At 39.5% G+C, this 15,236-nt stretch carries 11 protein-coding genes; 8 read left to right on the top strand and 3 right to left on the bottom strand.

The window, feature by feature from the left end; all coding sequences use genetic code 11:
• Window positions 1–56: 56 nt before the first annotated feature.
• From CSQ79_RS25780 to CSQ79_RS25795, 4 genes are all read left to right on the top strand, one after another.
• Window positions 57–1,229, top strand: a complete 1,173-nt coding sequence (locus tag CSQ79_RS25780) for an ABC transporter ATP-binding protein (protein ID WP_099703970.1) — start codon at window positions 57–59, stop codon at window positions 1,227–1,229.
• A 127-nt stretch (window positions 1,230–1,356) separates the two neighbouring features.
• Window positions 1,357–2,211, top strand: coding sequence for an ABC transporter permease (locus tag CSQ79_RS25785; protein ID WP_099703971.1), 855 nt, complete (start codon window positions 1,357–1,359; stop codon window positions 2,209–2,211).
• A gap of 5 nt (window positions 2,212–2,216) precedes the next feature.
• A complete protein-coding gene (locus CSQ79_RS25790; RefSeq protein ID WP_099703972.1) occupies window positions 2,217–3,029 on the top strand; it encodes an ABC transporter permease in 813 nt (270 codons plus the stop codon).
• A gap of 45 nt (window positions 3,030–3,074) precedes the next feature.
• Window positions 3,075–4,313 (top strand): Zn-dependent hydrolase, encoded by a 1,239-nt coding sequence (locus tag CSQ79_RS25795; RefSeq protein WP_099703973.1) that lies wholly within the window; start codon window positions 3,075–3,077, stop codon window positions 4,311–4,313.
• A 33-nt stretch (window positions 4,314–4,346) separates the two neighbouring features.
• Here CSQ79_RS25795 and CSQ79_RS25800 read toward each other — a convergent pair whose 3' ends face one another.
• Window positions 4,347–5,651 (bottom strand): ABC transporter substrate-binding protein, encoded by a 1,305-nt coding sequence (locus CSQ79_RS25800; RefSeq protein ID WP_099703974.1) that lies wholly within the window; start codon window positions 5,649–5,651, stop codon window positions 4,347–4,349.
• Between the two features lie 1,084 nt (window positions 5,652–6,735).
• Here CSQ79_RS25800 and CSQ79_RS25805 point away from each other — a divergent pair.
• The gene (locus CSQ79_RS25805; protein WP_099703975.1) at window positions 6,736–8,214 is read left to right on the top strand and encodes a site-2 protease family protein; all 1,479 of its coding nucleotides are present in this window, start codon (window positions 6,736–6,738) and stop codon (window positions 8,212–8,214) included.
• Between the two features lie 129 nt (window positions 8,215–8,343).
• Here CSQ79_RS25805 and CSQ79_RS25810 read toward each other — a convergent pair whose 3' ends face one another.
• The gene (locus CSQ79_RS25810) at window positions 8,344–9,564 is read right to left on the bottom strand and encodes a glycoside hydrolase family 10-like protein (protein ID WP_099703976.1); all 1,221 of its coding nucleotides are present in this window, start codon (window positions 9,562–9,564) and stop codon (window positions 8,344–8,346) included.
• Window positions 9,565–11,398: 1,834 nt separating this feature from the next.
• Between CSQ79_RS25810 and CSQ79_RS25815 the strand changes: the two genes are divergently transcribed.
• Entirely contained in the window at window positions 11,399–11,815 is a 417-nt protein-coding gene (locus CSQ79_RS25815; RefSeq protein WP_099703977.1) for a hypothetical protein, read from the top strand.
• A 58-nt stretch (window positions 11,816–11,873) separates the two neighbouring features.
• On the opposite strand, the gene CSQ79_RS25820 is transcribed toward CSQ79_RS25815, so the two are convergent.
• Window positions 11,874–12,776, bottom strand: coding sequence for a DUF5677 domain-containing protein (locus CSQ79_RS25820; protein WP_099703978.1), 903 nt, complete (start codon window positions 12,774–12,776; stop codon window positions 11,874–11,876).
• Window positions 12,777–13,861: 1,085 nt separating this feature from the next.
• Here CSQ79_RS25820 and CSQ79_RS25825 point away from each other — a divergent pair.
• The gene (locus tag CSQ79_RS25825) at window positions 13,862–14,032 is read left to right on the top strand and encodes a molybdenum-pterin-binding domain-containing protein (protein ID WP_289501556.1); all 171 of its coding nucleotides are present in this window, start codon (window positions 13,862–13,864) and stop codon (window positions 14,030–14,032) included.
• 175 nt (window positions 14,033–14,207) lie between these two features.
• A complete protein-coding gene (locus tag CSQ79_RS25830; protein WP_099703980.1) occupies window positions 14,208–15,227 on the top strand; it encodes a glycosyltransferase in 1,020 nt (339 codons plus the stop codon).
• The last annotated feature ends 9 nt before the right edge of the window (window positions 15,228–15,236 follow it).

Below are 15,236 nucleotides of genomic sequence, written 5' to 3' on the forward strand. Positions count from 1 at the left end.
TTTATCAACAACAAAACGTGTAAAATTCTCTATCCGCATTTTGCAGGAAATGTGCTATGAACATTGGAACTAAAATCAACAGCGTAGGAAAAACTCATGCAGTTCGCGACTTGGGTGTGACAGCACAGGGAGTCAGTTTACGCTCAGTCAGCAAAAAGTATGGTTCGTTTGTTGCGGTAGAGAATTTGAACTTAGATATTCCTGCGGGAGATTATTGCTGCTTGTTAGGACCAAGTGGTTGTGGGAAAACAACAACACTACGGATGATTGCAGGACACGAAGATGTGACAAGTGGCGATGTCCTCATAGGCGATCGCCGCGTCAATAACTTACCGCCAGCCAAGCGCGACACTGCAATGATGTTTCAAAATTATGCACTGTTTCCGCATAAAACCGTTTGGCAAAATGTGGACTTTGGCTTAAAGATGCGTAAGATTCCGCAAAGCGATCGCCGTACCCGTGTAGGAGAAATGTTAGAACTTATTGGTTTAAGTCATCTTGCTGAACGCAAACCTGCACAATTGAGTGGCGGACAACAGCAGCGAGTTGCACTAGCAAGGGCATTAGTAACGCGTCCCAAAGTCTTACTTCTCGATGAACCCTTAAGCGCGTTGGATGAAACTCTACGGTTGAGGATGCGCGGAGAATTGCGCAAAATTCAAAAACAGTTTGGTATGACATTCATTCAGGTAACGCACGGAGTAGACGAAGCGTTTGCACTATCCGATCAAATTGTTGTCATGAACCACGGTCATATCGAACAAGTTGCCACTCCTGCTGAAGTTTTTCGGACTCCGGCTTCGCAGTTTGTCGCTAAATTTATGGGCGATCAAAATATTTTTACAGGTAAGATAATCAATTGTATTGCTGATACAAATAGCGACTTAATTGAGTTAGATGTAAAAGGAATTGGTTCACTTTTTTGTCGCGGATACGGGGCTGTAATCGGAAATGAAGCGGCGTGTTCCATTCGGGCTGACTTGGTTGAATTAGAACCCTACTCAGCAGCAACTTTGATACCATCTACCAAGCAAAATCATATTTTAGTACGAATTACTGCGGTTGAACTAACTGGATATGTCACGCGAGTTTCCTTGATGGTAGAAAAGACAGGGCAAGAACTGCTTTATAAAGTTCGCAGTGGTGATTGGCAGAATAGTTCTTTACAAGAAGGTCAACTTATAACACTGCGTTGGTCAACAGATGACTGTGTTTTTTTAGCTCATTAATAAATATAATCAAAAATCTGCTCTGGGATTACAAAGGGCATAATTAATGATTTTCTCTTGTTTACATATGCTGAATTTTAGAGGATTGGTGTAACGGTTTTTCTACCACTTTAATATTAAACTTTATATGAAAAAATGGAAAAATATACAGCCTTATTTATTAGTCGCACCTCAAACTTTAGTTTTTCTCTTATTTTTAGTCATTCCAATTGCTGCAATTTTAATGGTGAGTTTCTGGGAGTTCACTGGTTACTCGATGACCCCAGCATTCACCTGGGACAATTATGCTGCTATTTTTTCTTCTCCAGTTTATTTAGCAACTTACATCAATACATTTAAATTTGTGGCAATTGTCTGGTTGATAACATTAGCGATCGCTTATCCTATTGCCTACTTTTTAGCCTTTCATGTTACGAGTTTGCGCTGGCAAATTGTTTTATTTTTAATCTGCACAATTCCTTTTTTAACATCTAATATCATTCGGATGATTTCTTGGATTCCATTTTTAGGTCGTGAAGGAGTGCTGAATCAAACACTCATGGCACTTGGTGTTACTAATCAGCCGATAGAAATGTTTTTGTTCTCTGACTTTGCTGTTGTCTTAGTAATGGTGCATCTCTATAGTTTATTTATGATTGCTCCTATCTTTAACAGTATGATGCGCATTGATCGCGCTTTAGTGGCAGCGGCTGAAGATGCAGGTGCTTCAGGATGGCAAATTCAAAAAGAAATTATCTTACCTTTAGCAGCACCAGGAATTGCGATCGGTTCAATTTTTATTGTGACGCTTGTTATGGGTGAATTTGCCACTGTTAGGCTCATGAGTGGCGGACAATCATCTTCTGTTGGATATTTAATTCGGACTCAGATTGGAAGTTTGCAATATCCTATGGCTGCAGCAAACGCAGTCATTTTACTTTTAGTGACTCTACTACTTGTCTTTGGAATTTTACGCGCAGTTGATATTCGTAAAGAACTTTAGATTAAATGAGTAAAAAACGACCTCTTTCTTTTTATTTATTAGCTGCTTTTTTCGGTCTATTTGTTTTGTTCTTGTATGGGCCTTTTTCAGCAATTTTTCTTTTATCACTACAAGGATCAGAAGGACAGTTAACTTTTCCCATGCGGGGATTTAGTTTTTACTGGTTGGGAGAAGTTTTTCAACAGCAACGGGTTGGTGATTTTGTCAGTGCATTTCAGCGTTCTTTTTTGTTAGGTTTATTAGTAATGGCGATTACCGTTGCTTTGAGTGTTTTAGCAGGCATGGCATTTCGGAGTAAATTTTGGGGATCGAATTTAATATTTTATTTAACAATTTCTAGTTTGATTGTCCCAAGTATTCTTGTGTCTTTGGGAATTGGAATTGTATTTAGTTTACTTGGCATAGAAAATCAGTGGTATTCTTCGGCATTAGCAGGGCATTTGACATGGACGCTACCTTTTGCTTTTTTAATTATGGTGGGCGTATTTAATCGATTTAATCCTTCTTATGAAGAAGCATCGCGCGACTTAGGTGCAAATGATGCTCAGACATTTTGGCAAATTTTGTTACCTTTAATTGCTCCTAGTTTGATTGGTGTAGGTCTATTTGGTTTCACGCTTTCTTACGATGAATTTACCCGCACATCTTTGATTTCTGGGGAAAACAATACGTTACCGCTAGAAATTTTTGGCATGACAACTAATGTGACAACACCAGCGTTGTATGCATTGGGAACACTGACAACAGCGTTTTCTTTTTTGCTTATTGGAGTTGCGATCGCAGCATTCCAACTTCTTTCCCGTCGTCAAGAGGGTTAGTAATACAACTCGTTCAACAAAGTACAACGTAATCAAGAGGATATTATGACTGTTGCATTGATACCTGTGGTAAATGGCGATCGCTTGAATCGAAATATTTCGCAGTTAGCAGAAATTGGCAAATTACCAGGAGGCGGTGTGAGTCGCGTTGCGTTCACTCCAGAAGATTTATTAGCACGCCAACTTGTACAATCATGGATGATTGAAGCAGGAATGACAGTGCGAGTTGATGCAGCAGGAAATATTATTGGTACTTATGCAGGAAGAAAAGAAGGTGCAGGGGCGCTAGCTACAGGTTCGCACATTGATACTGTTCCGGTAGCAGGTAAATTTGATGGTGTTCTCGGAGTTTTGGCAGGAATCGAAGTTGTCCACGTCTTGCAAGAAAATAATATTCGCCTGCAACATCCAATTGAAGTGATGGTTTTTACCGATGAAGAAAATAGCGTTCTTGGCTGTAAAGCAATGGCGGGTACTGCGGTTCTCGATCCCAAGTGCTACCGTCGCAACGATGGTACGCCAATTGAAACGTGTTTAGCACAAATTGGTGGTGATTGGTCGCAACTGGCAACCGCAAAGCGCCAGCCTGGTGATATTGCTGCTTTTGTAGAATTACACGTCGAACAAGGTGGTGTTTTAGAAAGTACAGCAGATGAAGTCGGAGTTGTGATTGGCATTGTGGGACAGTACCGCCACCATGTCACTGTTACGGGGCGTCCTAATCATGCAGGAACTACCCCAATGAATATGCGTAAAGATGCTTTGGTAGCTGCATCACAAATTGTCTTAGCTGTCAACAAGTTAGCTACAGAAACACCAGGAGAACAGGTAGCGACAGTAGGTTACTTTAGTGTTTCTCCCAATGCGGCAAATATTGTCCCAGCAAAAGTAGATTTGAAAATTGACTTGCGTGATATGTCTCAGACTCATCTAGAAGATATGGTGGCGCAGATCAAAAATCAGCTGGGAGACATTGCTGCTGCAACTCAGACTGAAATAGAAATGACGCAAATGCTGCATGTATTACCGACATTAGCTGCACCGAATATTCAAGAAGCGATCGCCCAAGTTTGTCAGCAATCAGGCTTAAGTTATACTTATTTACCGAGTCGCGCTGGACATGATGCTCAAGAAATTGGTCGATTTGCGGATATGGGAATGATTTTTGTGCCAAGTCTTGCTGGTATTAGTCATGCCGAAGATGAGTATACTTCGCCAGAACAGTGTACTCAAGGTGCAAATGTGCTACTACAGACTTTCTTAAAACTAGATGAAATTTATTAAGATGTTAGCAGGCAAGATGCCTGCGCCACTTTATTATGCTGCAACAAACTCATTCCATTTCTGTACTAAGTAAGTTTGTTCGTCCATGACCGAGTTCCAACAGACAACATTACCCATGCGATCGTTAAAGGAACCGCCATCACGTACTGCGCCTTGCGACTCAATTTTCTTGCCAAAAGGATCAATGATATCTTCAGAAGCTGGCTGACCTTCATACCAGAAATTCCACTCTGCTGCTGACATGTGCTTGCGGGCATTTTCAGGGATCGCGCTGTAATAACCTTGTCTTCCCAAAAAACCACCTACCCAGCCGTCTAGCATCCAGTTAATGTATTCGTAAGCAGCATCAAGTTCAATCCCTGAAAGATTACGCGATAGTCCAATACCACCACCCCAACCACGATATCCTTCTTTGAGTGGAGCATAAACACACTCTAAACCTCTAGCTTTAACAGCAGTCACAGCTGGCGACCACATCGATTGTAAAACAACTTCTCCAGCAGACATTAAATTGACTGATTCGTCAAAAGTCTTCCAAAAAGCACGAAATTGTCCGGCTCGTTTTTGCTCAATTAAAATTGCTGCAATGCGATCGAGTTCTTCGCGAGTCATATTGCCTTTATCACCAAACTGCATGATCCCTTGGGCTTCCACGACCATAGCAGCATCCATAATGCCAATTGAGGGAATATCTAAAAGTGCTGTTCTTCCTTTATATTTGGGGTCAAAAAGTTGCCCCCAAGACACAATTTCGTCATCTACAAGATCGGGGCGATAACCTAATGTATCAGCGTTGTACTGGAAAGGAATAAGTGTGGCAAATTCTGTGGGTTGGTTGGCAAATTCTGTTGAATCTTGACCTGTTACAAACATCACGTTACGCGGTGCAGTTCCTTGTGAAGTATTTACAGGCGCGCTTGGATATAAATCTCCAGTCGTAAAGATGGGTACTATCTTGTCAAATTCTGGAACTCTCTTAACGTCAATTGGCTGTAAGTTCCCTGAAGGAATAACTAAGGGTAAACTGAAATATTCTCCATCAAAAATGTCATATTGCTTTGGCTGAGTAATTGCAATTTGATTGTTTTCCTCAGTACTTAGAGCACGCATACTAAGCTTAAACCCTAAATCTTTCTCAGCTTGCGCTCGAATTTCATTAATTTGAGAAACACCTGTTCCAATCAAGCGTAGAGTTACATCTTTGATTTGATTTGTAATAATTGTTGGTCCTGTTGTAGGCTGCTGACTAGTATTATTACCACCACACTGGGTTGCAGTTAACATTGCACCAGCAGCTAACCCAGTTCTAAGCACTTGACGCCGAGATATCTTACTCATTGTTGTTGATATTGCAAGCTATCTGAAAAATTTTATTAATGACAATAATTTATATAAACTAATGACAAGCTAGTTCTAAGAAGCTTTGCCAAACTAATTAATATTGTTTGTTCTAAAGATTTTCTTAATTTTAAAAAAATAACCAAGGCGTAGCTGGGCAGAATTATATATTACATTTAGGTTGGTGCATGGTTAATAGCAATTCACCATTAATCATCAACGCATTAACTTACGTTTATTTTCACCCTTGATAATTTGACTTCAGGTAAATATTATCTAAAATTATTCTCTTTCAAATAACTGTATATATATATACATTTGGATGCAATACTCTAGAAATAACCACCAATTAACAATTTGCAGGCAAATGACTAAATTGTTTGCCCAATTCTTGTATAATGCTTGTGTTCAAACTATACCTAAGTACTACGGATAAAGTGCTTTAATGATTTGTAACTGAAGTTGCAATACTTGTGAGCTGGATGTCATTACGTAATATTTAATCTTGTGTAGGTTTGGCTCTCAAGTTCGTTAAATAATTTCTAAGCTTATTACACTGCACATTTCGATTGTCAGAACTTAAAAACGCGTCCTCAAGCAGATAGTACGAAGTTTCATTCCAATATTGCTTTCTATAACTACTCTTAATGACATTGTTACCTCTGAAAAACAGCTTTTTAATAACACACCTGAAAAAAGCATAATTTTTCAGTACCAACGATCCAGAATACAGAGAACCCTTCCTCTAGTGACTAATTTTGCAACAAAACGTTATGCACTGTCATAGCAGATAACAAACTGAATGCCTCAATGTCTAATTTTCCTCATTTGGCAATTACTGCACTGCTGCTAGTTAAAGAATGCGATAGCGATTCGTGCACTCAATTTTGCCTTGTGCAGTGAACCAAAACTGAAGTCTGGTAAACGGTTTTAATCAAATAGCCACAGGCAATTACCAACATGACTTATCGAGATCAACTACTAGCTCTTCACTCCTAAGCAAAGAAGTCCTGTAAATTATTAAGAGTATCGGCAACAGCTAGCTGTCTAGAGCTGATCGCAGGTTGAAGCGAAGGTGGAGAAAATGTCCATAACATCCGAAACTTCTATAGTCGGGCTGATTGTATTAGCAGCTTTCACCATATTAGGCTGGGGCTTTTATCGCGCTAGACCTTACGGCAAACTAGGAGTCATAGCTTGGTTACAGTCAGTAGTGTTAATGGCTCCTTGGCTGTTATTTTTTGGTTTATTTGCTACTGGAATTTATATCAATATTGTCGGGATCTTGTTTTTGTTAGTTGCTTCAGCCGTAGTATATATTTTTTTGGGAAGGCAATTGAGAGCAGCCGGTCAAGATGCTATCTTGCGATCGCGGGCAACTGAACGCCTTGCTAATGCAACTCAAGACGATCAAGCATCAGATGTTCCACCACAACTACAACCTGAGGCAGTTTCAATTGCTGAAGAAGACTTGGGAGCAATACGTGGTATTTTTGGGATCGATACTTTTTTTGCGACAGAAACCATTCCTTACCAAGAAGGAATTATCTTTAAAGGTAATCTGCGGGGAGAACCAGAAGCTGTTTTTCAGAAATTAAGCAGTAATCTACACCAGCAATTAGGCGATCGCTATCGTTTATTTTTAGTTGAGAACCTTGATGGTAGACCTGTTGTCATTGTTCTTCCTAGCCGTAACGATCCCCAGCCTACTAACGTAGCGCAAACAATTCTAGCAGTTGTCTTACTCATCGCTACGATCGCAACCTGTCTGGAAGCCGGAGGCATTTTACTAGGCTTTGATTTCTTGACAAATATCCAGCGATATCAAGAACCATTACCGATTGCAGCAGGTATCTTAGCAGTTTTACTAACACACGAACTCGGACATCGGTTACTCGCACAGCGTTATCAAGTGCGGCTAAGTCCACCATTTTTTCTCCCAACTCTGCAAATTGGTGCTTTCGGTGCAATTACTCGATTTCAGTCAATCTTACCTAACCGGACAGTATTGTTTGATGTTGCTTTTGCTGGACCTGCCTTTGGCGGCATTTTATCGTTTACTTTATTAGTTCTCGGTTTGATACTGTCTCGTCCTGAAAGTTTGTTTCAAGTGCCGACTGAGTTTTTTCAAGGGTCGATTTTAGTAGGCACAATTGCTCGTGTCATTTTAGGTTCTGCACTCCAACAGAATGTCGTCGCGGTTCACCCACTAACCGTTATTGGTTGGTTGGGTTTAGTTATTACAGCGATAAACTTGATGCCAGCAGGACAACTCGATGGTGGTCGAATTGTGCAAGCAATTTATGGACGTAAAACTGCTGGACGCACGACGATCGCAACTTTAATTGTGTTGGCGATCGCCTCTTTTGCTAATCCTTTAGCTTTATATTGGGCAGTTGTCATTGTTTTCTTACAACGCGACTTAGAACGCCCCAGCCAAAATGAACTGAGCGAACCCGACGACGCCCGCGCCGCTTTAGGGCTATTGGCTTTATTTTTAATGGTTGCGACACTTTTACCTCTTACTCCCGCTTTAGCAGGACGCCTGGGGATCGGTGGATGAGGGAAGAAAAAGTGTTGAGTTTTGAATGTTGAGTGTTGAGTTTAAGAGAGTTATGAGTGTTAAGTGTTGAGTTAAATCCGGCACCTTTGGAAAGCGAACAATTCAAAATTCAAAACTCAAAATTCAAAACTAGTTACTCTTCCACCCCTTGTAAATATTTGGTCGCGGTGTTGCGGCTGAGAAAAGTCTTTGGAAGACAGATTGGCGATCGCTTGATTTTTCCTGAGAAAGATTCCACAAAGTTTCATAAAAGAAGAAGGAAACTCCGGCAAATTTGTGTCGGCGCACTTCTGTAACTTGCTCTTGAACCTGCTTGATGGGAACATGACGATTTTTCAGCCCACTTAAAATTCCCACACCAACTGGGATGTGTCGTTGCGCAGCAACGACTTCTGGATACTGTAGTTCACTAATAAAAACATTAATATCGTTACGATATACCTGCAAGATCAGTTCTTCAATGAATCCTTTGCGTTCCCATTTTTCCCAGTCTGCTAGAAATAAGTCATAAGAAACTCGTTGTGGATTTGGGGATACAGAAATTAAGCAATTCTGCTTCCTAGCCTTGATGGTATGAAACACTCGTTGCATGTAGTTTGTAATTTTGTCAGCGCGCCAACGAACCCACTCTGCATCTTGGGGATCGCTGGGAGGACTTTGTCCTTGGTGTTCTTTTTGGTAGAGAGCTACAGTGTAAGCATCGTAGCCAAACTCTGAGGGTAAACCAAAGTGATCGTCAAATTGAATGCCATCTACATCGTAATTACCAACAATTTCGACAATTAAGTCCAAAATAAACTGCTGTACATCTGGGCGAAAAGGATTTAACCAGACGCGCTCGTGCGTTCCCTCTTGCCAAATTTTACTGCCATCGCGGCGACTCGTAAGCCACTGGGGATGACGTTGAGCAAGTAATGAGTCAGCCGGTGCCATAAAGCCAAATTCAAACCAAGGAATCGCTGCCATCCCTTTTCGATGCGCTTGCTGTACGATTTCATTCAAAACATCGCGTCTTTGTAGCCCTGGTGTGGGATCGAGCGATCGCCCAATGACACGTTGCGCAACTCGACTAGGATAAAGTGTGTAGCCCCAATTCCACACAGTAGGATAGAGCGTATTGAAATTAAGTTGATGCAGACGCCCAATTGCGTTTTTGAGGCGATCGCTCTCAAATAAAACATCACTATCTATATTTGTTAACCAAACACCTCGCAACTCAGCCGCAGAATGAGTGCGAGTGCTAGCAACAGTCTTTTGATGGAATGTAGGAGTAAGTATTAAAGTAACGGTCAAGCTCACAATACACAGTAAGACACATAAATATTGCGAGCGATGGTACAACTTAAACATTTTTCAATTGATATCAGTAGATAAGCATAATGAGTCACACTTGATTCATTGCTGCCACGCGCTTTCAAGTTAGGGTTTGTGACGACACATGAAAATGACAAGCCTATTGTCTTTAATGCCTGAAGTATACAAGGGTTGAGTTCTTAAAAATACACAGCCAAGCGCAGTTAAAGATAACTGCGTGTGCTGAGTTGGAGAATCTCTGGCATAGTACTGAGTACCTTATTTACCTAGCTTTACTTAAGTTAATTTATCTACAGTTCTTTACAATCTTTATCTTTCTTAATAAAATGCGAGTTTTTAGCAAGCTTTTCATTGTAGCTGTCACAGCTATAGAGCAAAAACCAAATGAATTAACAGCGATAAATAGACTGTAATTAGCTACAAGCCCTGCACCTGCTACTTTTATTCTGTTACTCAAAATTAAATGAGTGAAAACTACTACTCAATTTGAAGCTAACTGGTGTGTTGAGCACAACTTATTGCTGCTTGCTTACTACTGCCTTGATAATAGTACTACTTAAAAGTAACTCTCTATACACTAATCCAGAGCAAATCTTTTAAAATTTGTTTTTTTTTAACTTATTTTTAACAAAATTAGGTAAGATAGTTTTGTAATCGCAATCAGGTTTTTCCGTTACAAGATATTAATCAGAGACTTTTCTTTGAGAAAAGTATTATCTTGCCTTCATAAAATCTTTAAACGCAACTTCATCAAAACTTTAAATAGTGCTTTGAAACTGGCTGCATAAATATCTACACTGGTGCTGAGAAGTTCATATAGTTTTTAAAATTAAGTTTTTTCTCATCAAACTTAATTTTGAAGCTAAGTCAATCAAAAAAGTACTATGAGAATTACAGATGTTAGATATACAAGGGAATTTATTTCTCACGATCAAGAAACAACTTTTAAAAAAGAAAAATATAGCAGGCTTTTCTGGGCAAATGCCGCTATTTGTACAGAACGGAAGCGAGTTTTGTACTTAAATAAAAAAGAGTTATTGAATACAAGAAGATTTTTGTATAGTAGAATACAGATTTTTTAGTGTTGGTATGTACATACTGTAAATAACACCTGAAAAAAACAGAATATTTCAGTATATTTCCTGCCTACAAAAAAACTAAGTCCTAACTGCTAGACAGTTTACCCAGCGTTTTTACGCTGTGGGTTGTTGAAGAAGACACCATTAGAGTGCACTTAAACAACCCTAGTTAAGAGGGATAGATCTGCGTAAATTTAACTTAGGATGCAAAAATTTTGATTTCTTTTAGTGCGTTGCAAGTTATTAAAAACAATAAATTAAGGGGTAGTTTTTAACAACTAGTTGCGGCAGAAAGTAAGTTCTAAGTAATATCTGGGTATACCGAGTTCTTATTTTAAGATTGCGATCGCAAACAGAATTCATAGGTAACGTATTCGGAAGATGGTAAGAATACGTATTGACAGCAGCTTCCTTATAAGGATTTGTTGTAATTATAGTGAGCAGCAAAAGTAAGGGTCTAAGTTCTAGTTCTTTACTTGAGGTTTTTATGTAAATTTTGTATAAAAAATTAAGCTATCTATCTTAGTTAAATGACGACCGCAAAATTTATTTTTATGTGATTTTGCATAACCTGATTACTTCCAGTTAAATTGATATTTTTTGCTAAATTAATGCTGTAATTTTCCATATTTCCTGGAAATTCTTTCTTGGTATTGAAGTAGTATAAAGAGCGAAGAATAAAAAACATTCATTGTTGCTTATTTAATTGTGAGGTGGTGTGAAGTTTGGTGTTGAGCTTGCAGTATAAAAATCAGTTTTTCTAGAGCAGTAGTTGTTATAAGAGGTTTCTAATGCCTGGCAAACGTAGTAGTCGTAAAAATGTACCACGCTTTTATTGCCCGTACTGCGAGCGGCGATTGTGGCGTTTAGGCAGCCCAAAATATTTTTTATTTTATACAGGAGCATTAGAGATCCAACAAAATGTAGCAAATATGCCACGTCAAAGTGCAATTGAGTTAGCCGCGAAAGGTGTATACGTTGATAATAATGTCTGGATTGAAGAGTTTTTGTGTGGCGAACACGGCAAGTTATGGATGAAACTCTGTAGAAAGCCTGATGGTAAATTAAATGTCTCACTAGCAACTAACCAAGATTGGCGAAAAACAACTCGAACAATTAATCCAGAAACACCTAATCCTTCTGTTGGTGAGTTTACTTACCGTATGAGTCGTCAGGCTTCAGCAAAACTGATTTACACCAGAGATTAAACTTTCTATTCATTTGGTAAAAACGCAAATTTCAAATCAATGAATAACACAATTTATTTTAGCGATTTCGTGAATGATGCAATTGATACAGTCGGTGAGCATTGTGAAACCATTCATAAAGTGAAGTCAGGCGATTTTGCTGTGATGCTAAGCTTGAACTACTAAAGTTATTGCGGTGCACTATTTCTTCTAAAAAACTTTGGGTAGTATGTAGGCAAAGATGGGAAGTATCTCGCAGGCGTGTAAAGTTAATACATAGGTTGTCTGGGTTACTAGCATGAGTAAGAGAAGGTTGAGCATAATTGAGGTAGAGATCTAACCAACTTGCTGGTGTAACTTTCGAGCTAAACTGCCGAGCTGGATTGCAAATAAAACTGAATCCTAGAAGTTCTGCACGCTTGTTTGTCGTATCTGCTGTGGAAAAACCCCATTTTTTTTGTTTTGCACCTGATGAGTATCGAGTAGGATATTCTTGGTGTGTCGAGACAAAAATCTCTAGTTTTTCTTTTAGCTTTAGCAACTCTATGTGTTTAGGAGACTCTTTTAGCTCCTCTTTAACGTCAACCAAGAGGGAGCAAGCTTGCTCAATTGAAGTAGAAATGTATTCATAAAACAGAGCTTGATCTGCTTCCTCCAGCAAATACATCAGCGTAATAGTAGCTTCACATAACTGTTCTACCAAAAAATTAATTCCGATTTGATCTTGTTGGTATATTTCCAGTAGAACGTAGGAATAGTAGTGGCTACATACTTTGGAGTACAGCCCTAAGATAGCCGAGCTAAAAGGCTCGTCTGTAAAACCTTGAATTGCTCTGACGGCTGACTGAAGTTGTGCCAAGTACTGGTGTAGCGTTTGGGCAGTTCTCAGAAAGGCATCAGCAAAAGCTTGCTCAGAACTCTCAAGCGAGTCTAAGTTCGGCAAATAAAATTGAACTTGATTAGATGGCAGTTTTGTATTCATCAAAGCCACAACTCAGCTACTTTACATTCTGTGCAGCACACGCCAAAGATGATATGAGGGGGAGACGATCCCGCCTTTGATCAGGATCACATCTTGTCGTTAACAAAGATCACATGAGGACAAATCTACAGACTTAATTGGTCAAAGCTTAGTTCACAAATGTGAAGTTTGAAATGTACAACATTTAGACAACGGATAGGGCTATCCCTCTTAAATACATTAGCTCTATTAGTATCTTACCTAAGATAGGCGACAAGCAGAAAACTTAAAGTAATTTACTGCTACTTAGTTAGGTCTCTCTTTTACGATCAACCAGTTTTATGTTCTTTAACTTCTATCAAAAGATAGGTATAGCGTTCAGCCAAAACCTCTCTGGATAAAAAGGCCTTAGCTACCAATTCTATTACGCTACGCCAACGATATTTGAGTTCATTTTCAAGTATTCTTCTGATAAGTATTGTGACCTAAGTACAAATTCAAGGTGACATCTTGCATTTTGTCTTTGGGCTTGTTTCCTTTTCCTCTATGACTATGGTAGGCAACTTAAATGCTCAAGAGCTTATCACTAGACCGAAACTTCGTCAAATAAATAATGAACAATTAATGATTGAGTTCTGGAATTTTAAGTAAAGTTTGGTTTTTTGTAGCATGACATACAGCATACTAAGTATTAAACGTATATAATTTCGACTTAGAATTTAAAGTTGGAAAGGGTAGTAAATACCCTAATATGTATAAGAACTGCCAGCGGAGCATCTACGTTGTGGCCTGTTGAAGAAGACACCAAGAGTGCACTTAAGCAGACCAAGTCAACGGAAAAAGTGTGACTTTTTGAGTCAACGTTTGTTTCAAACAAATAAACTAGGACTGTCTCACCTGACTGGAGAGCTTTCCGGTGACAAATAGATAATTGAATTCAATTGTCATAGCACTTATCAATAGCCCATGACCTATAAAATGTGAGGTCATGGGTTTCTTGCTTGTTCAGAACAGTTGCCGCGTTGATTGCTAGCGGCTTCCTGCTGGCGCATTAACACAGACAACGAAACGATAGGAACTCGGAACCCTTTTTCATGTATATAGATGTGTCAAACAAACAGAAGCAGTGGATTACTTTTAAAGTTTCAGAAATGGAAATGAGCGCACTAGAAGCTTATTGCCAACGAACAGAAAGAACAAAAACAGATGTTTTACGAGAACTCATCCGTAAGTTGCCAACTTACACAAATTCATCAAACCGAAACATCTTGCAGTAAGTCGTGAGCAAGTGGATCGCATTACCGTATGAATACGGCAAAATGTTGTCACTTTTTCTTAATGGGTCACATCAAAGCATGAAGTTATCTTCAGCATTGCTGTGTGAGAACTTTGTATTCGCTAAACGCTTACACAAAAATACTGCCTGCCTCTATTCATATTGCGGGTAAGACAATGACTCAAACACTTCAACAACAATCAACACCTTCTAGCATTGACAAGACACCGCTGGTAAGTGTCATTATAAACAACTACAACTACGGTCGATTCTTAAATCAAGCCATTGAAAGTGTTTTACACCAGACGTATCAAAACTGGGAATTGATCGTTGTTGATGATGAGTCAACAGACAATTCTCGTGAAATTATAGAAGCTTACACAGAAAACCTCACAGCTATCTTTCAAAAGAACGCTGGACAAGGGGAGGCATTAAACACTGGCATTGCTCATGCGCACGGAGAAATAATTTGTTTTCTCGATGCTGATGACTACTTTCATCAAGACAAACTGATGAAGGTTGTTGCAGGCTTTTACGAACATCCAGAATGGGTTCAAATTTCCCACTGTTGGACGTCTGTAGACACAGATGGGCTACCTATTGGTCAAGGTTCTACCTTGCTTAACCAAGGAGATGTGCGCCCTTTGTTATTGCGATGGGGAAGATATGCAATGGGAATTACCTCTGGACTTGCATATCGCCGTGCTGCATTGCAAAAAGCACTACCTATTCCTACTCGAAAAGCTGCAGCAGCGGATACATATTTAACTGTGGTTGTTCCTTTTTATGGTGAGGTGGGCTGTATCAACGAACCGTTGATGTTTTATCGAATACACGGTAACAACAAACAAGCTCGCAATGACAATTTGTCGTATTTAATTCAGGAAAGAGAAGATACAGCCAATTTTATTAATCAGGCATCTGCAAACGTAGGGTTAGCTGACCGGTTGAATATGCGACAGGATGTAGACTACCGCACGCTCACAGCACTACAGCAGGGTAATGTTCCTTGGGCAGAAAAAATGGAGATTATTTGGCTTTCATGGCGAGAAAGCATGGAGATTGGGCGGAGCGCTAAGGATACCCTAGAACGATTGTTACGGCGTGGCATTTGTACTCTATTTCCTTCTGAAGGTAGAGCAGTTCTGCGTTTAGGACTGCGTGGCTACTTGCGTTTCAAGTTATTCGGTCAATAGCTGAGAAAG

The organism is Gloeocapsopsis sp. IPPAS B-1203 (assembly GCF_002749975.1).
Classification (GTDB): Bacteria; Cyanobacteriota; Cyanobacteriia; order Cyanobacteriales; family Chroococcidiopsidaceae; genus Gloeocapsopsis.